The sequence below is a fragment of the Pseudomonas sp. S2_A10 genome, from assembly GCF_054668465.1.
Genome location: NZ_CP162773.1, coordinates 211,551 through 232,908 on the forward strand (window position 1 = coordinate 211,551; position 21,358 = coordinate 232,908).

Sequence of the window (21,358 nt, forward strand, 5' to 3'; positions counted from 1 at the left end):
GGTTTCGATCAGTGCTGTTGCAAGTTGCCGTAGAGCTTGGCGTACAAACCGCCGTCGGCAATCAACTGGCGATGGTCGCCGTCCTCGGCGATCTGCCCGCCGTCGAACACCAGCACGCGGTCGGCCTGCTTCACCGCCGACAGGCGATGGGCAATGATCAGCGTGGTGCGGCCATGGAGAAACTTCGCCATCGCCTGGTGCAGGTTGTACTCGGTGGCGGCATCGAGGGCCGAGGTGGCTTCGTCGAGAATCACCACTTTCGGCTCGGCGAGAATCATCCGCGCAATCGCCAGACGCTGGCGCTGACCGCCGGACAAACGCACGCCGGAGCGACCGACGATGCTGTCGAGGCCAGCGGGCAGCGCGCGAATGGTTACGGCCATTTGCGCGATTTCCAGCGCCTGCCAGCAGGCTTCGTCGCTGCGCATGCGGCCCATGGTCAGGTTGGCGCGCACGCTGTCGTTGAACAGCGCCGGATGTTGCAGCACCACCGCGACGTTCTCGCGTACCGTCTCCAGGCCGATCTCCTGCTGGGTCGATCCGCCAAAGCGAATGGTCCCGGCCGCTGGCGTGTACAGACCCAGCAGCAACTGCACCAAGGTACTTTTGCCGCCGCCGCTCGCCCCGACAATCGCGACTTTTTCACCGGGCAGGATCGACAGGTTCATCTGGTCCAGCACCAGCTCGTCGCCATAACCGAAGCTCAGGCCTTGCACCTCAATGCCGACGGTGTCGCGCCCCTTGAACGGATCGACGCCGCCGGGATACTGCGGCTCGTCGGCACGCGCCAGCAGTTCATTGATCCGCGCCAGCGCACCGCCCGCTGCGTAATAGGCGTATTGCAGATTGAGCAGCTGTTCGACCGGGCCGATCATGAACCACAAGTAGCTGAACACCGCGAGCATCTGCCCGATCGACAGGTCGGAAAACAGCACGGTGAGCATCGCCGCCGCGCGGAAGATGTCGATGCCGAACTGGAACAGCAAACCACTGGCGCGGTTCGAGGCGTCGGTTTTCCACTGCGAGTTGACTGCGTAGTTGCGTACTTCCTGCGCGCGCAAACCGAGGCGCCCGAGAAAGTAACCCTGACGGTTGCCGGCGCGCACTTCCTGAATCGCATCGAGGGTTTCGCTCAGTGCCTGGGTGAAGCGCGAGGTGCTGTCGTTCTCCAGCTTCTTCAGATGCTTGACGCGCTTGCCCAACTGCACCGTGGCGTAGATCACCAACGGGTTGAACAGCAGGATCAGCAGCGCCAGCTTCCAGTGCATCCACATCAGAATGCTGGCGGTGCCGACCAGGGTCAGCATCGCGACGAGGAAGCGGCTGAGGGTTTCGCCGACGAATTTGTCGAGGGTATCCAGATCGGTGACCAGGTGCGTGGTCACCGTGCCGCTGCCGAGGCTTTCGTATTCGCCGAGGGAAATGCGTTTGAGCCGCTCGATCAGGCGCACGCGAATGCGGTAGACGATGTCCTTGGCCAGGCGCGCGAACAGCCGCGATTGCAACACGCCAAAACACAGGGCGCTGCAACGCAAGGTCAGGGTCACCACCAACATCAGGCCGATATAACCCGCCGCCTGCTGCCACATGCTCGGCAGAAAATGATTCATGACTTTCAGTGCGGCATCGCCGTGGCCGAGCAGCACTTCGTCGACCAGCAACGGCAGCAGCAACGGGATCGGCACGCTGCACAGCGTCGCCAGCACGGCCACGCCGTTGGCGATCCACAGGGATTTCTTGTGATGCAGTGCCAGACGCCGGACTTCAGCCCAGCTCAGCCGGTCGACACGCTCTACGGCTGGCGTGTCATCGGCGCGGTCAGACACAGGCCGCGCGCTCCAGCCAGCGGCCGAGCAACGGCGACAGCTCGCTGAGCGGTTGATAGCCGTTGGTCAGCAGCGCCAGTTGCCCGTTGCGCTCGGCCAGCAGGGTCGGAAAACCGGCGATGCCCAAGTCCTGCACCCAGGTGAAGTCGGCTTGGGTCGCCCTGTGCTGATCGGCATGATCGAACAACGCCGCGAATTCGATACGCGGCACACCGGCCTGCTCCGCCAACTCGACCAGCACGCTGGCCTGGGTGACATCGCGACCTTCGGCGTAAAACGCCTGCTGGATCAGCCCGACCAATGTCCACGCGCAATCCGGCGCCAGACTGCGCGCGGTGACAATGGCGCGACAGGCAGGCTCGGTGTCGTAGACAAAACCGTCAGGCAACGCGCCGTCGAACTTGAACGGCTGGCCGGTGGCCTCGGTGACCGCTTGCCAGTGCTCAAGGATGTAGCGCCGCGTGGTCGGCTCCAGCGCCGAACCGCTGCCGGTGCGCAACCCGCCGACCACCAGATGCAGCTCGACTCCGGCTGCCTGCGCCTGCTCGACCAGTGCCTTGGCCACCGGAGCAAACCCCCAGCACCATGAACACATCGGATCCATCACATAGAGCAGGCGCGCAGACATGGTTAAGCCTCGGAAGATGCTTGCTTATAGTTGTAGCCGATCGGGTGCGGCTGATTGCGTGCCTTGGCCAGTTCGATCTGCTTTTGCCGATCGATGGCGCTGCGCCGGGTCTTCTCGCTGAGCTTGTCCCAGCAATGCGGGCAACTGATGCCGGCGACGTAATGCTCGGAGGCGCGATCTTCAACGCTGACCGGCGTGCGGCAGGCATGACATTGATCGTAGTCGCCTTCCGTCAGGTCGTGACGCACGGTGACGCGGTTGTCGAAGACGAAGCAGTCGCCGCGCCATTTGGTTTCTTCCTGCGGCACCTCTTCGAGGTACTTCAGGATGCCGCCCTTGAGGTGGTAGACCTCTTCGAAGCCCTCGCCGAGCATGTAGCTCGAGGCTTTCTCGCAGCGAATGCCGCCGGTGCAGAACATCGCGACCTTCTTGTGCACGGCCGGGTCGAAGTGTTCTTTGATGTAGTCGGGAAACTCGCGAAAACTGGTGGTTTTCGGATCGATGGCGCCTTCGAAGGTACCGATCGACACTTCGTAATCGTTGCGCGTGTCGATCAGCAGCACTTCCGGGTCGCTGATCAGCGCGTTCCAGTCTTGCGGCTCGACGTAAGTGCCGACCTTTTTGTTCGGGTCGACGCCCTCGACGCCGAGGGTGACGATCTCTTTCTTCAGCTTGACCTTGGTGCGATAGAACGGCTGCTCGTCGCAGTACGATTCCTTGTGGTCAATGTCGACCATGCGTGGATCGTTCTTGAGCCAGGCGAGCAGGCCGTCGATGCCTTCGCGGCTGCCGGAAACCGTGCCGTTGATGCCTTCTTCGGCGATCAGCAGAGTGCCTTTGATGCCGTTGTCGACCATCGCTTGCAGCAGTGGCTCGCGCAGGTCAACGTAATCTTCGAGGGTGACGAACTTGTACAGTGCCGCCACGACAATCGGTTGTGTCATGGGTATTTCTCCAGGTGGCTACCCTCGCAAAGGGTGAACCGGATTCAATAAAAAACGCGCCGGCTAAGCGGCGCGTTGCGGATTCTAGCAAAAAACACCACCGCCTGCGGCTGTGCCCTGTAGGAGCTGCCGAAGGCTGCGATCTTTTGATCTTAATGTTTGCTACCGCCGGCACAGGTCGGCGACGCCGGAGCGCCGTCGATCTCTGCCCATTCCTGCGGGGTGTAGGTGTGCAGCGCCAACGCATGGAACTCGCCCATCAGCTCGCCGAGCGTGCCGTAGACTTTCTGGTGGCGCTTGACCCGGTTCAGGCCTTCGAACTGCGCGCTGACCACCACCGCCTTGTAGTGGGTCTGTGACCCGCGACTGTGCATGTGGCTTTCGTCCAGCACTTGCAGGTGCTCAGGCTGTAACAGAGCCAGCGTCGATTCGATGCGTTGTTGCATGGTCATCACGAACTCCGCTTACTTCTTCTTGGCTGGCGCCGCGGCCGGGGTCAGCTCTTTGGTCATGTCGTCGAGCAGCTTGTTGACCACTGGCACCGCGCTTTCCAGTTTGCCCTGGGTCATCTGCGCCGACTGCTGGGTCAGCTGCGGCATTTTTTCCAGGACTTTCTTGCCCAGTGGCGACTGGTAGAAGGCAACCAGATCTTTCAGCTCGGATTCGCTGAAGTTGCTGGTGTAGAGCTTGACCATGTCGGGCTTGAGCTTGTTCCAGCCGATGGCCTGGTCCAGCGCGGCGTTGGCCTTGGCCTGGTAGGTTTCGAGCACGGCTTTCTTCGACTCAGGGGCTTTGGTCTGTTCAAAGCGCTGGGCGAACATTTGCTGCACTTGCATGTACACCGGGGTACCCAGCTTGTCAGCGTGAGCCAGCGTCAGGAAAGCTTCGGCACTGGCGTTGTGGCTGGCGGTATCGGCAAGCACCTGGCCGCTGGCGCAAACCAGTGCAACCGCGGTACAGATGGCGCGAAGACGAGTCATCGAGTTTCCTTTAAGCAAAGCGAGGTCGAACCCCAAGGGCGACCATTCTGCGCCTAACAATCGCTATGGCTCAACCCCCGGCCCTTGCCGCGCTTGATTGGCGGGGTTTTGCGGTCAACAATCGAGCCGATGGAACCACCCGGGCCGATGCCGGCCTAAATTGCGCCAACAGACCAACAGGAGTGTGCACGATGAGCCGTATCGAAACCGACAGCCTGGGCCAGATCGAGGTCCCGGACGACGCTTACTGGGGTGCTCAGACGCAACGCTCGCTGATCAACTTCGCAATCGGTCAGGAACGCATGCCGCTACCGGTGCTGCACGCCCTGGCGCTGATCAAGAAAGCCGCCGCACGGGTCAACGACCGCAACGGCGACCTGCCCGCCGACATCGCTCGCCTGATCGAACAGGCCGCCGATGAAGTGCTCGCCGGCGAGCATGACGAGCAGTTCCCGCTGGTGGTCTGGCAGACCGGCAGCGGTACCCAGAGCAACATGAACGTCAACGAAGTGATCGCCGGTCGCGCCAACGAACTGGCCGGCAACCCGCGCGGCGGCAAGTCGCCGGTGCACCCGAACGATCACGTCAATCGCTCGCAAAGTTCCAACGACTGCTTCCCCACCGCCATGAGCATCGCCACCGCCAAAGCGGTGCAGGAACAACTGCTGCCGGCGATTGCCGAGCTGTCCGGCGGCCTCGCTGAACTGGCGGCACGGCACATGAAACTGGTGAAGACCGGGCGCACGCACATGATGGACGCGACGCCGATCACCTTCGGTCAGGAACTGTCCGGCTTCATCGCGCAATTGGATTATGCCGAGCGCGCCATCCGCGCCGCGCTGCCGGCGGTCTGCGAACTGGCGCAGGGCGGCACTGCGGTCGGCACCGGGCTGAATTCGCCGCACGGCTTCGGCGAGGCGATTGCCGCCGAGCTGGCCGCGCTGTCCGGCTTGCCGTTCGTCACCGCGCCGAACAAGTTCGCTGCACTGGCCGGCCATGAGCCGCTGGTGACCCTGTCCGGCGCACTGAAAACCCTCGCCGTGGCCTTGATGAAAATCGCCAACGACTTGCGTCTGCTGGGCTCAGGTCCTCGCGCAGGTTTTGCTGAAGTGAAGCTGCCGGCCAACGAACCGGGCAGTTCAATCATGCCCGGCAAGGTCAACCCGACCCAGTGCGAAGCGCTGTCGATGCTCGCCTGCCAGGTGCTCGGCAACGACGTGGCGATCGGATTTGCCGCCAGTCAGGGGCACTTGCAGTTGAACGTGTTCAAACCGGTGATCATTCACAATCTGCTGCAATCGATCCGTCTGCTCGGCGACGGTTGCAGCAACTTCCAGCAGCACTGCATCGCCGGGCTCGAGCCGGATGCGGAGGTCATGGCCAAGCATCTGGAACGTGGGCTGATGCTGGTGACCGCGCTGAACCCGCACATCGGTTATGACAAGTCGGCGGAGATCGCCAAGAAGGCTTACAGCGAAGGGCTGACTTTGCGTGAGGCGGCGTTGCAGCTGGGTTATCTGACTGATGAAGAGTTCGATGCCTGGGTGCGCCCGGAGAACATGATCGAGGCTGGCGCCAAGGGCTGAGTCATGTAGCGCCTGAAAGTCCGTCTTCGCGAGCAGGCTCGCTCCCACAGGAAAATTGCATTGCAAAGTGGGAGCGAGCCTGCTCGCGAATTCAGGCGCCGCCGATCGTCAGCCAGGCACAACCCTGGCCCGCCGCGCCCTGAGCCCGGCAATCAACGATGGCCCCAACGCCACCAGCGCCGAACCCAGCACCACCAGCACCGCCCCGCCATAGCCCAGCGCATTGATCTGCTCGGCATGCACGTAGTCCGGCCAGATCCGCGCCGCAATCGCCACCGCAACGAATGTCACCAACGGCGTGATCGCCAGCGTCGCGCTGACTCGCGAGGCTTCCCAGTGCGCCAGCGCTTCGGCGAATGCGCCGTAGGCGATCAAGGTGTTCATGCAGCACGCCAGCAACAGCCAGCCCTGCAACGGGCTCAAGTTGAGCGCTTCAAGTGGATGTACCCACGGCGTCAGCAAGAGCCCGCAGAACAGGTAGATCACCATCATCACCTGCAACGAATTCCACACAGTCAGCAATTGCTTCTGGCCCAGCGCGTAGAAGGTCCAGACCGTCGACGCCAGCAGCACCAAGAGCACGCCGGCGGTGTAATCAGAGAGCGAAGTCAGCAGCTCGGCCAGGCGCTGATTGAAGAACAGGCCGAAGCCGATCAGCAACACCAGCAAGCCGATGCCCTGGCCAATGCTGAAGCGCTCCTTGAACACGAACAGACTGGCGATCAGCAGCATGATCGGACCCATTTGCACCACCAATTGCGCGGTGCCGGGGCTGAGCAGGTTGAGGCCCATCAGGTACAGCACGTAATTGCCGACCAGCCCCAGCACCGCCATCAGCACCAGCCAGCCGCCCTTCGGCCCGAGCACCTTGCGACTTGGCAGGCGCTTGACCGAAGCCAGATAAATGAACAGGCAGCCGCCGGAAACCATCAGACGAAACCAGGTCACCGTGACCGGGTCCATCACCAGCAACACCTGTTTGAGCTTGATCGGCAGGATGCCCCACAGAAACGCGGTCAGCAGCGCCAGGAACAGTCCGTACACCCAGCGTCCCGATGAAATGTGCATGCGAACCCCAAAAGCCTGCTGACAAGAGCCTGCATTCTAGGCGCCCTGTCCCTTGCAACACAGGGACAGTTGCCGCCAGGCCGCGAATGAAACTGTGCAGGTCGCAGCAGTAAACCGGCGCGCCGCCGTTGATCGGCCGGGCAGGCGCGCCAAGTGCTTCAGGCATAAGCTGATTGCAGACTTTTCAACGCATTGATCAGGGAGACCGACATGTACGCCATGCGCGCCGAGGACAGCGCCCCCGCCACCCGTTTTCGCAGCGACCGCGTGTGCCGGGTCAATGGCGAGCTGTATTTCAGCACCCGGGAAAATACCCTCGAAGGGCCGTATGACAGTCAGGTGATCGAGCGGGAGATTCAGGCTTATATAGCGCGGATGCAGCGGCGGGATTCCAGCCGCTGAACCGTGGCGCTGCCTGCTCGCGAAGGGGCCTGAACGGGCAACCAATCCTTTAGCGCACCGCCTCAAACAACCCACTCGCCCCCATCCCGCCACCCACGCACATGGTGACGATGCCGTAGCGCAAATTGCGTCGCTGCAATTCCCGGATCAGATGCCCTACCTGGCGCGAGCCGGTCATGCCGAACGGGTGGCCGATGGAAATCGAGCCGCCATTGACATTGTATTTGTCGTTGTCGATCTCCAGCCGGTCGCGGCTGTACAGGCACTGCGAAGCAAACGCCTCGTTCAATTCCCACAGATCGATATCCGCTACCTGCAAGCCCTTCGCCTTGAGCAGTTTCGGCACCGAGAACACCGGGCCGATGCCCATTTCGTCCGGCTCGCAGCCGGCGACGGTGAAGCCACGGAAAAACGCTTTCGGTTTGAGCCCCAGCTCCAGCGCTTTGTCCAGACTCATCACCAGTGTCATCGAGGCACCGTCGGACAGCTGCGAGGAATTGCCCGCCGTCACCGAACCGTCGTCGGCGAACACCGGTTTCAGTCCGGCAAGGCTTTCGTAGGTGGTGTCCGGGCGGTTGCAGTCGTCGCGCTCGACGACGCCGTCGACAATCTGCACTTCACCGCTGTTCTTGTCCTCGACCCGATATTTCACCGCCATCGGCACGATTTCATCGTCGAACAGACCGGCAGCCTGGGCCTGCGCGGTACGGATCTGGCTTTGCAGCGCATAGCGATCCTGCGCCTCACGACTGACACCATAACGTCGTGCCACCACTTCGGCGGTCTGGCCCATGGTGTAGTAGATGCCGGGAGTCTGTTGCTTGAGCAGCGGGTTGATCAGGTGATCGGTGTTGACGCTCTTCAGGGTCAGGCTGATCGACTCGACGCCGCCGGCGACGATGATGTCGCTGCAACCGGAAGCGATCTGGTTGGCGGCAATCGCGATCGCCTGTAAACCCGACGAGCAGAAACGGTTGAGGGTCATGCCGGCAGTGCCGGTGCCCAGGCGCGACAGTACCGCGACGTTGCGGCCGATGTTGTAGCCCTGCGCGCCCTCGTTGGAGCCGGCGCCGACGATGCAGTCCTCAACGCTGGCCGGGTCGATATCGTTGCGGGTCAGCAGCGCATTGACGCAGTGGGCCGCCATGTCATCGGGGCGGGTCTGGTTGAACTTGCCGCGAAAGGATTTGGCCAGGCCGGTCCGCACGCTGTCGACGATCACCACTTCACGCATGGCATACCTCATTGTTGTTGTCGGTTGAAAGTGGACTTGAGCATAAGTCCACCTTCTTGCCGACCGCGAGGATCATTCACCCGGCGTATGCGCGGCCATCGCTTCAGTCCTTGTGCTTTTTGGCCTTCTTGTCGGATTTCTCGAACGCGTCTTCCAGCGCGCGGTTGATCGTGCGCAACACTTTCACCCGTGCCCAGCGTTTATCGTTGGCTTCGACCAGCGTCCATGGCGCGATCTCGGTGCTGGTGCGATCGACCATGTCGCCGACCGCCCGGCGATAGTCGTCCCACTTTTCCCGATTGCGCCAGTCGTCCTCGGTGATCTTGAAACGCTTGAAGGAAATCTCCTCGCGCTCCTGAAAGCGCTCCATCTGCGTGTCCTTGTCGATCGCCAGCCAGAACTTGACCACGATGACGCCCGCATCGGCCAGTTGCTCTTCGAAGTCATTGATTTCGCCGTAGGCGCGCAGCCAGTCGGCCGGGGTGCAGAAGCCCTCGATCCGCTCGACCAGCACCCGTCCGTACCAGGAGCGGTCGAACACGGTGAATTTGCCCCGCGCCGGGAGGTGTCGCCAGAACCGCCACAGATACGGTTGTGCGCGCTCTTCCTCGGTCGGTGCGGCAATCGGGACGATGCTGTACTGACGCGGATCGAGCGCCGCTGCCACGCGGCGAATCGCCCCGCCCTTGCCCGCCGCGTCGTTACCCTCGAACACCGCGATCAGCGCATGGCGACGCATGCGTTTGTCGCGCATCAGCCCGGACAGGCGCGCCTGCTCGGTGATCAGTTGCTCTTCATAGTCTTTCTTGTCCAGACGCTGCGTCAGGTCGAGGCTGTCGAGCAGGTTCAACTGATCGACCGGCGTACCCAGCGGCGCGGCACTGACTTCGTGAGGATTGACGTCGGCACGCTTGAGCGCGTTTTGCAAACCTTCGAGGAGAATCTTGCCCACCGCCAGGCTGCGGTAATTGGCATCGACGCCTTCGATGACATGCCACGGCGCGTAATCGCGGCTGGTGCGGCGCAGCACCCGCTCGCCGTATTTGACGAACTTGTCGTAGGTCTGCGATTGCTGCCAGTCCAGCGGACTGATGCGCCAACTGTGCAACGGGTCGTCGGCCAGCGATTTGAGCCGCGCTTTCATCTGCTTCTTGGACAAGTGAAACCAGAACTTGAAGATTAACGCGCCTTCATCGCAGAGCATCTTTTCCAGACGCTCAGCGCCGGCGATGGCCTGGTCCAGACGCGGATCCTTGAACAGTCCGTGCACCCGGCCCTGGAGCATCTGGCTGTACCAGTTGCCGAAGAACACGCCCATCCGCCCCTTGGCCGGCAGCATCCGCCAGTAGCGCCAGGCCGGTGGCCGCGCCAGTTCTTCATCGGTTTGCTGGTCGAAGGTGCGCACTTCGATCAGGCGCGGATCCATCCATTCATTGAGCAGCTTGACCGTCTCGCCCTTGCCCGCCCCTTCGATGCCGTTGATCAGGATGATCACCGGAAAGCGCTTCTGCTGCTGCAACTCGAACTGCGCTTCCAGCAAGGCTTCACGCAGCGCAGGGACGGCCGCCTCGTAAGTGTCTTTGTCGATGGCGTGACCGATTTCAGCGGATTCAAACATGGGACGGCTCCTTCCAGGGTTCAGCAAGACTAGCGGATTGGGCACGGGCGCAGGGCAGAAATTCCCACGAACTCAGGACGGGATGAGAACTTTGTGGTGAGGGGATTTATCCCCGACCGGCTGCGCAGCAGTCGTAAATCCCGGAAGCACGGTTTAACTCGGGAAAACGGGGTGGTTGGTTCTGGGACTGCTTCGCAGTCCAGCGGGGATAAATCCCCTCGCCACAGGGTTCTTTTCACCGCGAGTCTTGTGCTGGATCGGTAGTAGCGGCGCGATCGGCTAGAATGGCCGCCTTGTGTTTGCCGAGCCTGCCATGAAAGCCGAAATGCCCCACGCCCAACTCGACTGGGACGACCAGGGACGCCCACGTTCACGGGTGTTCGATGACGTGTATTTTTCCGACCAGTCGGGGCTGGAGGAAACCCGTTACGTGTTTCTCGAACAGAACCGTCTGGCCGAGCGTTCCGCTGCGCTGCCGGCGGATGGACGCCTGGTCATTGGCGAAACCGGTTTCGGCACCGGGTTGAATTTTCTCTGTGCCTGGCAGTTGTTCGAACAGCACGCGGTGGCCGGCGCGCGCTTGCATTTTGTCAGCGTCGAGAAGTACCCGCTGGCGCCTGCGGATCTGCGCCGGGCCTTGGCACTGTGGCCAGAACTCATGCCGTTGGCGGATCAGTTGCTCAGGCATTACGTGGCGATTCATCAAGGCTTTCAACGCATCACTCTGGCCAATGGCCGCGTGACGCTGACCTTGCTGATCGGCGATGCGCTGGAGCAACTGCCGCAACTCGATGCACAGATCGACGCGTGGTTTCTCGACGGTTTCGCCCCGGCGAAAAATCCGGACATGTGGACCGCTGAACTGTTCGTCGAACTGGCGCGGCTGGCTGCGCCGGGCTCGACCATCAGCACCTTCACCAGCACCGGTTGGGTCCGCCGTCTGCTCAATGCTGCCGGGTTCAAGATGAAGCGCACGCCGGGCATCGGCCACAAGTGGGAAATCCTGCGTGGCGAATTTCTCGGCTGGCCCGCCGAGGTGACGGCGCCCCTACCGGCGAAACCCTGGTTCGCCCGCCCTGCTCCGTTGTGCGGTGGACGCCGGGCGCTGGTGATCGGCGCCGGCCTGGCTGGCTGCGCGACAGCGTCGAGCCTGGCGGCGCGCGGCTGGCAAGTGAGTCTGCTGGAGCGTCACGCGGCCGTCGCGCAAGAAGCCTCGGGCAACCCGCAAGGTGTGCTCTATCTCAAGCTGTCCGCCCATGGCACGGCGTTGTCGCAGTTGATCGTCAGCGGCTTCGGTTACACCCGGCGCCTGCTGGAAAGCCTGCAACGCGGCAGCGACTGGGATGACTGCGGCGTGCTGCAACTGGCGTTCAACGCCAAGGAAGCCGAGCGCCACGCGCAACTGGCGGCGGCGTTTCCTGAAGATCTCTTGCAGTGGCTGGAACAGCCGCAAGCGCAGGATCGCGCCGGTGTCGGCGTGGCCCACGGCGGCTTGTTCTACCCCGAAGGCGGCTGGGTGCATCCGCCGGCGTTGTGTCAGGCCCAGGCGACCCACACCAACATTGAGTTGCTCAGCCATCACGAAGCTTTGGAACTGCGCAAAGTCGCAGACCTGTGGCAAGCCTTCGACGGCGAACGTTTGCTCGCCAGTGCGCCGGTGGTGATCCTGGCCGGAGCCGCCGAAATCAAACGTTTTGCCCAGAGCGCCGAATTGCCGCTCAAGCGCATTCGCGGGCAGATCACGCGCCTGCCTGAAAACGCAGAGAGTCATGCGCTGGCCACCGTGGTGTGCGCCGAGGGCTACGTCGCCCCGGCGCGCCTGGGCGAGCACACGCTGGGTGCCAGTTTCGACTTCAACAATGATGATCTGACCCCCACGACTGCCGAGCACCAAGGCAATCTGGCGATGCTCGAAGAAATTTCCAGCGACCTGCTGACACGCCTCAACATCAGCGAGCAGCCACTTGCGAACCTTGAGGGCCGGGCAGCTTTCCGCTGCACCAGCCCCGATTACCTGCCGATTGTCGGCCCGCTCGCTGATCTGCAAACCTTCAATCAGACCTACGCAGCGTTGAGCAAAGACGCCCGGCAAGTACCGGACCTCGCCTGCCCGTGGCTCGATGGTCTGTACGTCAACAGCGGCCACGGTTCTCGCGGGCTGATCACCGCGCCGCTGTCCGGCGAGCTGCTTGCCGCGTGGCTGGACAACGAGCCGCTGCCATTGCCACGCAGTGTGGCCGAAGCCTGCCATCCCAATCGTTTCGCCTTACGGCAGTTGATTCGCGGCAAGTGAATTTCACGTATCGGGCATTTCGCAGATGCCCAGATCCATCAGCCGTATCGCGTCTTCCGTCAGGCTCTTGAACAGCACGTCTTCAGCCTGGTCCTTTTCAAGCTTGAGTGCCTGGTTCTGACTCAAATAATCGCCAGAGGGCAGCGTGTCCTTCTTGTCGAACAGTGCGCTCATTTGCGGGTCGTACAGGTCATCGATCAGCGCAAACTTGCGGACAAATATGCGTCGCAGATAGTCACGCCAGAACGTTCGCCCCTGCATGTATTCCAGCCATTGCGGGGAGAGTTCAGCGGTGAAGACGCGATTTTTTGCGACCTCAAGATCAGCGGCCGTCACGCCACTCTGGGCACTGAACAGCATATCTTTCGGTTGACCGCGCAGCCCCAGCGCATCGGTGAGACCGATGCGGTAAGCGAGGTTCATTTCCAGCGCATCGACCTTTGGCGCCCGGAGCGAATGCTCCCGGGCGATTTCTTCCAGCCTGTCCAGCCTGAACAGGCTGCGGCCCAGTTCCAACAACGCCTTGGCAGTACCCCTGCTCCCGCTTGCAGCCCTGCTCACCCGCTCGACTTCCACTGCGACTTCAAGGCGACTGAAAACCAGCGCCGCGTTATCGGTGCAGTGCAGCGGATCGGCCGCGATGTCGAGCAGTTGACGGCCCAGCGGCTCGTCAGCTTCCGCCGCCTTCAGTACCGCCCAGACGCGTCGCTGCATGTCAGCGCTGCCCTGTTTGCCGTCTGCGGTATCGCCCAGTTGCGCCAGCAAAGTGAACAAGCCATCGGCCGTCCGCTCGCTGCGCAATGCCGCCCAGATGCGCGACTGCTCTGCCCACTCTTCGCCACTGACCTTCGTCAACCAGAGCGAGCGCGCCGTTTGCTCGTTCAGCCGTGCGATGTCATCGGCGACATAGTCCATCCCAACGCCGAAATTATCGCGATAGTTCTCCAGATGCGTTTTGGTCGTTTCCGAAAAGGGGTTCAGCCCAAGCTTGAGTGCGCCGGTGAAACGTCGTGATTTCTCGAATAACCACTCGGGCAGCTCCGTGATGCTGTTGGCGGTCAGATCCATCAGTTCAATGTGCGCAGAATGGTCGAGGCCTTCTGGCAGTTCGGTGATGCCGGTATCGTTCAGCGACAAGCGACGCAGTTGCGACATTCGGCTGAAATCAGGGGTGGCACCCAACGGATTCTTGTCCAGATTCAGGTAGCGTAAAGTGCTCAGCCTGTTCAGCTTCGCCAGGGTCTGCTCGGTGAGCTTGAGCTGATTGTTTGCCAGGCTCAGCCGTTGCAGACGCGGCATGTGCGACAACATTTCAGGTAGCCGGGTGATCGCGTTGCTGCCCAGTTCCAGTGAGTCGAGCTGTTTGAAGGACTTGAGGAAGTACGCCACATCATCCCCCAGCGCCATGTTCCGCATCGACAATTGCTCGACATGGTCGAAGCTCACCGACGACGGTAACGTCGGCACCTTACCGATGCGCATGCCGTCAAGGTCAAGGGTACAGAGGTTTTTCCCTCTTCGTTGGTGGCCCAATGAAAGCGTCGAAACGCTTCCTCGATCAGCTCGGCAGCCATTTTCCGACTGTGCCGCGCTTCGGCCAGATCGCCCCCAATGGCTTGCAGGGCGGCGGCATCTTCACTCCAGACAAACAGAGCGTCACGCAGGGTTTGCAGATCCTGACGCAGGGCTTTGATCCGGGTCGCACGGCTCAACGGATCATCGCCCAGTGCATCGAGCAATTGACTGAGCTGCGGCTCGCTCAGACGCGGATAAAGCCTGCGCGCTTTGCGCAGCAGTGTGCGTGAATGAGCTGTCGCGGGGACCTGATCGCCTTGCACACAGGCCGGCTCGACGGGAAGTGATTCCGTACTGCCGCCGCGCAATGCCCGCGCAGTGACCTCGCGTTCGTCGAGGGCAACGTTGAGCAGCTTTTTGCGTAACTGTTGCGTACTGAGCTGTCCGGCATCGGCAAACCCGAGTGCGGTCCGCTGACGTGGCGGCAATGCCTTGAGGATGGCCATGTACAAAGCGTCGGGGCCGGATGCCACCTTGCCCAAGGATTTTTTGTCGCCGCCAAACGCCTCATAGCCCTGCGTGGACTTCACCAGATAGCCGGTATTTTCCGAGGTCGCCGACCCATCGCCGATGTCTTCGAGTATCGGTCCGGTCAAGGCCTTGTCGCGGACTTGCAGACGCAGCTGCGCGTTCCAGCCGCTCAGGCGCGGCAGTAATTTCATGGCCAGCCTGTCGGTGTCGGCATTGGCCAGCCACGACCAGTGCAACCCGCTCAAAGCCCGGTCAAGCCGGACCTCGGCAATGCCGGCCCGAGCCCGCTGTCCCAACCGCAAGGGCGCGCTCCCGGTCGAGCGCAAGTGCAGGCGCTCGACAGTCGAAGCGCGGTCGATCAGCCTTTGACCATGGCGCGCCGGAATGTCGGCGAAGACCTGGCGTAATTTGCCCAGATCCTGCGCGCCACTGTGGTCATAGCGCTTGTACATCCGCTCGAACGCCGCGCGGTAATCGGATTTGAGCGCAGCACCCAGTTTTCTTGCCAGCCCGGTGGCTTGCGTGCTTTTCGCGACTTTGCCGCCGAGCAAGGCCTCGACTTCATGCTCGTAGAGGCCATCGATGACGGTTTGCAGCAAGCGCCCGAGTGCCAACTGGCCTTGGGTGACCGGCACTCCCAGGGTTTCGTCGAGCGTGCTGTTTGCAGGATAAGTGGTTTCGACGTCTCCTTCATGACCGATGACCTCAAGGTATCGGTCAGTCGGCCAGCCCGGCAGTTGCGTCAAGGCGTGCATCTGTTCTTCAAGAGGTTGCTCGGAGTGGATCTCGCCGTTTTCCAGTTCCGTGGTCAACTCACGCAGCTGGCGCTCGATGCGCACGCGCTCGACGGTATCGCGCAGGCGTACCGGCAGGCTCAGATTGTCGTTGAAGGTCTCCAGCAAGGTCTGCTGCGAGGTGTTGCTCAGCCGGCGAAGGATGTCTAGGTCGCTGTCGGCAAATTCGCTCAACTGCGGATCGATGCGCTTGAGCGTGTAGGCGCTGCTGCCCCATTCTTCGGGCTGTTCAGCGGGGAACCGCCAGCCGCCCTCGACGTGGCGGATCAGTTCCGGAGCATAGGCTTGTGCGCGTGCGGGGTGTTCCAGGCGCCAGTGCTGAGTGTCGATATCAAAGTTGCCCGCCAACAGGCGGTGCTCGAAGCGGGCGATGGTCTTGTTGCCGATCTGGTAGAACTCCTTTGAACCGGCACCGATGGTGAATCCGGCCGGCAAAGCATGCTCGTACGGGCTCAAATCGGACTTCCACAGGCGTGGCTTGCCGGCCCGATCGAGTATCGCGGTGAACTGCGCGAAGAACTCCGGATGCGTGCGCAGCAGTTTTTTGCCCACAGTTCCCAGCACCTTCTGACCGCCGGCGAAAACGCCCATCAATGCGATGTTCTCTACCACACTGAGCAGATGTGACAGTGCTTCCTGATGATCACCGCGACGCCAGTCCGCGACGCCGTCATACACCTCACCGAGCAATTGCCCGACCGCGACGCCCATCATCAATTGCCCCAGGACCGGCACGAACAGCCCCGCCACCGACGCCACGGTCACCCCGCGCTGAACGAAATCCAACAGGCGTTTCTGTCGGATCTCTTCATCGATATCAGCGGTTGGCACCGCCAGTTTGCGCGCGTCGATCTGCAACTTGCCGACATGGCTTTGCACCATGAAATCGAAAAGCGCCACATTGATCGGCCATTGTTCGACGACGCCCAGATCGGGTTTTACAGCCAACGCCTTGAAGAAGTCCGCCTTGTCATCTTCATCCAGGCTGCCGGCGAAATACCCTTGATATTCCGAGCTCTTGAGTTGTTGCGCGAGGTAGCGCTTGAACGCATTGAAACTCGGGTATTCATACACGGCGCGCTCGGGCTCGCCGGGCATATACACCATGCATCCGTCCTCAGGGTGTTGTTCCACGGAGCGTTTGGAAAATACCACCACGCCCCAAACGCAGCTGTCGAGGATTCTGATGCCCTGCATGATCATCGGGTCTTTGCCGTAGCGCAGGTGCTGCGCCGATGCCACGCCTTCGGCCAGCATCAGATCCTGCAGCATGCGCAAACCAGCTGCGGTGATATCGCCCTTGAGCTCCGCAAGATGAGCGTCCAGCTCCAGCAGCGATTGCTTCAATGCGGCGATATTGCGGGTCATGGCACTGGTCGCCACGACTTTGCCGCAGTCCTCACGCAGACCGAACACTTGCTGCAGATGCTCCTGGTATTTCTTGCCCAGATCCAGCTTGCGGCACAACGCTGCGAACGCTGCCGGCGTCAGGTCTTCCACGCCAGCGGGCACACTTTTGATGCGCACCAGACTGCCGGCGGGGAACCCGTCGGCCTGCTCCTCGTCTGCGCTGAAGTTCTGCATGGCTGCCTGCAACAGGCTTTGCGTCGCGTGTCTGACCAAGCCGACATCGGCCTGAACCGTCGCCTTCACATCGCAGCCACAATCGACGCCGGGCAGGCTGAGCAGATCCTCGCTCACGTCATAGACCGCTGGCCATTTCTCGCTCAGCGCCGCGTTGAGTTCGCTGATGCAGAAGCTGTGCAATGGTTTGAGCCGGCTCAGATCCTTGTCGACTTTGACTTGCAGGGTGTGCAGTTCACGAGTGATTTCGTCCAGTTTGTTCAGCGTGGCTGCAGAAGCCGTGAGCAGATGCGCCGGCAGGCTTTTTTCCAGGCTTTCAGCGGTATCGAGGTCACCTGTCGCATCGTATAAGGTGCTCAGGACCGAGGCCTGAATCTGTGGATTCGTCTTGTCTTGGGTGGGCATGGCAATAGTCCTTTATTGCGGTTCGAACACTCGACACTAGCCCTGCGGGGCAGCCAATAACAGTTCAAATTTCTGCGCAAAACCGAGGTAGACCAAACGCTTTTTTGCATGGAAAAAATAGCCCTGCACCACCCCGCACGGAACGTCTACCCGCTTGTGCGCTTATGCAAAAAAAGCGTAACGGTAAGTGAGCAAGTCTCGACCCTCGATCCGCGCTGATAGCGTTGCGGCAGGAGGCAGCCAAGTTGGCTTATAACTTATCGATCTAAAACTCCACCTACCGAGACAGGTCAGTTTCTGAGTACCCGCACTTTTCGCGCGGTACGGCTTGACCTTCCCCAACGGAAAAACCGGTAAGGACTTTATGTGCGGATTAGCTGGCGAGTTACGTTTTGATCAACAACCTGCAGACCTTGCAGCGATCGAGAGAATCACCCATCACCTGGCCCCTCGCGGCCCTGACGCGTGGGGCTTCCATGCCCAGGGGCCGATTGCCCTGGGCCATCGACGCCTGAAAATCATGGACCTGTCGGACGGCTCGGCGCAGCCGATGATCGACAGCCAACTGGGCCTGTCCCTGGCGTTCAACGGTGCGATCTACAACTTCCCGGAATTGCGCGCAGAGCTCGAAGCACTCGGTTATGCCTTCTATTCGGGTGGCGACACCGAAGTGCTGCTCAAGGGTTATCACGCCTGGGGCGAGGCGCTGCTGCCGAAGCTCAATGGCATGTTTGCTTTCGCTATCTGGGAGCGTGATGCCCAGCGCCTGTTCATCGCTCGTGACCGTCTCGGCGTCAAGCCGCTGTACCTGTCGCGAACCGGCCAACGCCTGCGCTTCGCTTCGGCATTGCCGGCATTGCTCAAGGGCGGCGATATCAACCCGATTCTTGATCCGGTGGCGCTCAATCACTATCTGAATTTCCACGCGGTCGTACCCGCGCCGCGCACCTTGCTGGCCGGTATCGAAAAACTGCCGCCCGCCACCTGGATGCGCGTTGAAGCTGATGGCCGCACCGAGCAGAAAACCTGGTGGACCCTGCCCTACGGCCCGCATGAGGACGAGAAAAACCTCAACCTCGAAGACTGGGTCGATCGCGTCCTCGACAGCACCCGCGAAGCGGTGGCGATTCGTCAGCGTGCGGCGGTGGATGTCGGTGTGTTGCTGTCCGGCGGTGTCGACTCGAGCATGCTCGTCGGCCTGTTGCGCGAAGTCGGTGTAGAGAATCTGTCGACCTTCTCCATCGGTTTCCAGGATGCCGGCGGCGAGCGCGGCGATGAGTTCCAGTACTCGGACCTGATCGCCAAGCACTACGGCACGCGCCACCATCAGTTGCGCATCGACGAGAAAGAAATCATCGAGCAACTGCCCGCCGCCTTCCGGGCGATGAGCGAACCGATGGTCAGCCATGACTGCATCGCTTTTTATCTGTTGTCCCGTGAAGTGGCCAAGCACTGCAAAGTGGTGCAAAGCGGCCAAGGCGCAGACGAACTGTTTGCCGGTTACCACTGGTATCCGCAGGTCGACGGCGCGGCGGACCCATACGCGGCCTACCGCGATGCGTTCTTCGATCGCAGCTACGACGACTACGCAGCGACTGTGCAGCCGAAATGGCTGGTCGACCACGATGCGGCCGGTGATTTCGTCAAACAGCACTTTGCCCAGCCCGGCGCCGATGCTGCCGTGGACAAGGCGCTGCGCCTGGACAGCACGGTGATGCTGGTCGATGACCCGGTCAAACGCGTCGATAACATGACCATGGCCTGGGGCCTGGAAGCGCGCACGCCGTTCCTCGACTATCGACTGGTCGAGCTATCGGCTCGTGTACCAGGTCAATTCAAGCTGCCCGATGGCGGCAAGCAAGTGCTGAAAGAAGCAGCGCGTCGGGTCATTCCAAGCGAAGTGATCGATCGCAAGAAAGGCTATTTCCCGGTGCCGGGTCTCAAGCACTTGCAGGGTGACACGCTCAACTGGGTGCGCGAACTGCTGCTGGATCCAAGCCAGGATCGCGGCCTGTTCAACCCGACCATGCTCGACAAGCTTTTGACTGATCCGCAAGGCCAACTGACCCCGTTGCGCGGTTCGAAACTGTGGCAACTGGCGGCCCTGAACCTGTGGCTCAGTGAACAAGGAATCTGATTGATGAAACCCCATGCCACGTCCATCAACCAGCGCCTGTTGCGTGGTCAGGCCCCCTCGTATGAACGTTTGCAGGCGCGCCTGGCCGAAGACGGCAGCGAGCCTGCCAGCGCCCCGATTGCCGTGCATTGCGGCTGGGGCCGGCTGCTGATCGGCCATACCTTTCCCGACCCGGCATCGCTCGCGCAGGAGCTGCTCAACGAGCAGCCCGGCGAACGCGATATCGCCCTGTATGTTGCCGCACCGCAGCAGATTCTCGGCCTCGAGCCGACGCAGCTGTTTCTCGATCCATCCGACACCCTGCGTTTATGGTTCAGCGATTACCGACAGGCCACGCGGGTGTTTCGCGGCTTCCGCATTCGTCGTGCGCAAAGCGAAACCGACTGGCAGGGCATCAACCGTTTGTACCAGGCGCGCGGCATGTTGCCGATCGATCAGGAGTTGCTCACCCCACATCATCAGGGCGGCCCGGTGTACTGGCTGGCGGAAGACGAGGACAGCGGCGCGGTGATCGGCAGTGTCATGGGTCTCAATCATGAAAAAGCCTTCAACGACCCGGAACACGGCAGCAGCCTGTGGTGCCTGGCGGTCGACCCGCATTGCTCACGCCCGGGCGTCGGCGAAGTGTTGGTGCGGCATCTGGTCGAGCACTTCATGAGTCGCGGCCTGGCTTATCTGGACCTGTCGGTGCTGCACGACAACCGTCAGGCGAAAAACCTCTACGCCAAACTCGGTTTCCGCAACCTGCCGACCTTTGCCATCAAGCGCAAGAACGGCATCAACCAGCCGCTGTTTCTCGGCCCGGGGCCGGAGGCGAATTTCAATCCTTACGCGCGGATCATCGTTGAAGAAGCGCACCGACGCGGCATCGACGTGCAAGTGGATGACGCCGACGCCGGGCTGTTCACCCTCAGCCATGGCGGCCGTCGCGTGCGTTGCCGCGAGTCGCTCAGCGACCTGACCAGTGCGATCAGCATGACCCTGTGCCAGGACAAAAGCCTGACCCATAAGGTGCTGAAAAGCGCAGGTCTGAAACTGCCAGCGCAGCAACTGGCGGGCAATGCCGACGACAACCTGGCCTTCCTCGATGAACACCAACGGGTGGTGGTCAAACCTCTCGATGGCGAACAGGGCCACGGCGTCGCCGTGGATCTGCGCACCATCGAAGAAGTGCAGAAGGCCATCGAAACGGCGAAGCAGTTCGACAGCCGCGTGCTGCTGGAAAGTTTCCACGAAGGCCTTGATCTGCGCATCGTGGTGATCGGCTTTGAAGTGGTGGCGGCGGCGATTCGCCGTCCGGCGGAAGTGGTTGGCGATGGTCAGCATTCGATCGGTGCGCTGATCGAAGCGCAAAGCCGCCGCCGGCAAGCGGCCACCAGCGGCGAAAGCAAGATCCCGCTGGACCACGAAACCCAACGCACGCTGCACGCGGCCGGTTACGACTACAGCAGCATCCTGCCGGCCGGCGAGCATCTGTTCGTGCGGCGCACGGCCAATCTGCACACCGGCGGTACGCTGGAAGACGTGACCGACATTCTTCATCCGACCCTGGTCGATGCGGCAGTGCGCGCGGCGCGGGCGCTGGATATTCCAATGGTCGGGCTCGATCTGATGGTGCCGGCAGCGGATCAGCCCGAGTACGTGTTCATCGAAGCCAACGAACGCGCCGGCCTGGCCAACCATGAACCGCAGCCGACGGCGGAACGCTTTGTCGATCTGTTGTTTCCGCATAGTCAGCCGGCTGTTTCGTGATTATGAAGCGCCTCTACTGACGCCTTCGCGAGCAGGCTCGCTCCCACAGGGTGAATGCATT

General features: G+C 61.5%; 15 protein-coding genes. 5 read left to right on the top strand and 10 right to left on the bottom strand.

The window, feature by feature from the left end:
- Nucleotides 1-8 precede the first annotated feature (8 nt).
- From AB4N41_RS00940 to AB4N41_RS00960, 5 genes are all read right to left on the bottom strand, one after another.
- Nucleotides 9-1,826: an ABC transporter ATP-binding protein gene (locus AB4N41_RS00940; RefSeq protein WP_252876716.1), complete on the bottom strand. Its 1,818-nt coding sequence runs from the start codon at nt 1,824-1,826 to the stop codon at nt 9-11.
- Complete coding sequence (locus AB4N41_RS00945) at nt 1,819-2,421, bottom strand: DsbA family protein (RefSeq protein ID WP_178372427.1); 603 nt, start codon at nt 2,419-2,421, stop codon at nt 1,819-1,821. Before AB4N41_RS00945 ends, AB4N41_RS00940 begins: the two co-directional genes overlap by 8 nt.
- 35 nt (nt 2,422-2,456) lie before the next feature.
- Nucleotides 2,457-3,398, bottom strand: coding sequence for an oxygen-dependent tRNA uridine(34) hydroxylase TrhO (gene trhO, locus AB4N41_RS00950; protein ID WP_041478261.1), 942 nt, complete (start codon nt 3,396-3,398; stop codon nt 2,457-2,459).
- A 152-nt stretch (nt 3,399-3,550) separates the two neighbouring features.
- Nucleotides 3,551-3,850, bottom strand: a complete 300-nt coding sequence (locus AB4N41_RS00955; protein ID WP_016770935.1) for a BolA family protein — start codon at nt 3,848-3,850, stop codon at nt 3,551-3,553.
- A gap of 12 nt (nt 3,851-3,862) precedes the next feature.
- A complete protein-coding gene (locus AB4N41_RS00960; protein ID WP_016770936.1) occupies nt 3,863-4,378 on the bottom strand; it encodes a DUF2059 domain-containing protein in 516 nt (171 codons plus the stop codon).
- Nucleotides 4,379-4,569: 191 nt separating this feature from the next.
- On the opposite strand from AB4N41_RS00960, the gene AB4N41_RS00965 reads away from it, so the two are divergent.
- Complete coding sequence (locus AB4N41_RS00965; RefSeq protein ID WP_016770937.1) at nt 4,570-5,964, top strand: class II fumarate hydratase; 1,395 nt, start codon at nt 4,570-4,572, stop codon at nt 5,962-5,964.
- 108 nt (nt 5,965-6,072) lie between these two features.
- On the opposite strand, the gene AB4N41_RS00970 is transcribed toward AB4N41_RS00965, so the two are convergent.
- Nucleotides 6,073-7,032: a DMT family transporter gene (locus AB4N41_RS00970; protein WP_150637691.1), complete on the bottom strand. Its 960-nt coding sequence runs from the start codon at nt 7,030-7,032 to the stop codon at nt 6,073-6,075.
- 210 nt (nt 7,033-7,242) lie between these two features.
- Here AB4N41_RS00970 and AB4N41_RS00975 point away from each other — a divergent pair, with 210 nt between their 5' ends.
- On the top strand, nt 7,243-7,434 hold the full coding sequence (locus AB4N41_RS00975) for a DUF6316 family protein (RefSeq protein WP_056788322.1): 192 nt from the start codon (nt 7,243-7,245) through the stop codon (nt 7,432-7,434).
- A gap of 49 nt (nt 7,435-7,483) precedes the next feature.
- Here AB4N41_RS00975 and AB4N41_RS00980 read toward each other — a convergent pair whose 3' ends face one another.
- Entirely contained in the window at nt 7,484-8,668 is a 1,185-nt protein-coding gene (locus tag AB4N41_RS00980; RefSeq protein WP_016770940.1) for a thiolase family protein, read from the bottom strand.
- A gap of 103 nt (nt 8,669-8,771) precedes the next feature.
- Complete coding sequence (gene pap, locus AB4N41_RS00985; protein ID WP_041478254.1) at nt 8,772-10,286, bottom strand: polyphosphate:AMP phosphotransferase; 1,515 nt, start codon at nt 10,284-10,286, stop codon at nt 8,772-8,774.
- Nucleotides 10,287-10,599: 313 nt separating this feature from the next.
- On the opposite strand from pap, the gene mnmC reads away from it, so the two are divergent.
- A complete protein-coding gene (gene mnmC / locus AB4N41_RS00990; protein WP_252876717.1) occupies nt 10,600-12,579 on the top strand; it encodes a bifunctional tRNA (5-methylaminomethyl-2-thiouridine)(34)-methyltransferase MnmC2/FAD-dependent 5-carboxymethylaminomethyl-2-thiouridine(34) oxidoreductase MnmC1 in 1,980 nt (659 codons plus the stop codon).
- A gap of 3 nt (nt 12,580-12,582) precedes the next feature.
- On the opposite strand, the gene AB4N41_RS00995 is transcribed toward mnmC, so the two are convergent.
- Both AB4N41_RS00995 and AB4N41_RS01000 read right to left on the bottom strand, forming a co-directional pair.
- Entirely contained in the window at nt 12,583-14,061 is a 1,479-nt protein-coding gene (locus tag AB4N41_RS00995) for an NEL-type E3 ubiquitin ligase domain-containing protein (RefSeq protein ID WP_460138318.1), read from the bottom strand.
- Nucleotides 14,022-17,408 (bottom strand): dermonecrotic toxin domain-containing protein, encoded by a 3,387-nt coding sequence (locus tag AB4N41_RS01000; protein ID WP_460138319.1) that lies wholly within the window; start codon nt 17,406-17,408, stop codon nt 14,022-14,024. The genes AB4N41_RS00995 and AB4N41_RS01000 overlap by 40 nt, the downstream gene beginning before the upstream one ends.
- Before the next feature lie 364 nt (nt 17,409-17,772).
- Between AB4N41_RS01000 and AB4N41_RS01005 the strand changes: the two genes are divergently transcribed.
- Nucleotides 17,773-19,545 (top strand): N-acetylglutaminylglutamine amidotransferase, encoded by a 1,773-nt coding sequence (locus tag AB4N41_RS01005; protein WP_252876719.1) that lies wholly within the window; start codon nt 17,773-17,775, stop codon nt 19,543-19,545.
- A gap of 3 nt (nt 19,546-19,548) precedes the next feature.
- Nucleotides 19,549-21,297 carry an N-acetylglutaminylglutamine synthetase gene (ngg, locus tag AB4N41_RS01010; protein ID WP_252876720.1) on the top strand — a complete coding sequence of 583 codons (1,749 nt, stop codon included), beginning with the start codon at nt 19,549-19,551 and terminating at the stop codon, nt 21,295-21,297.
- Nucleotides 21,298-21,358: the final 61 nt, after the last annotated feature.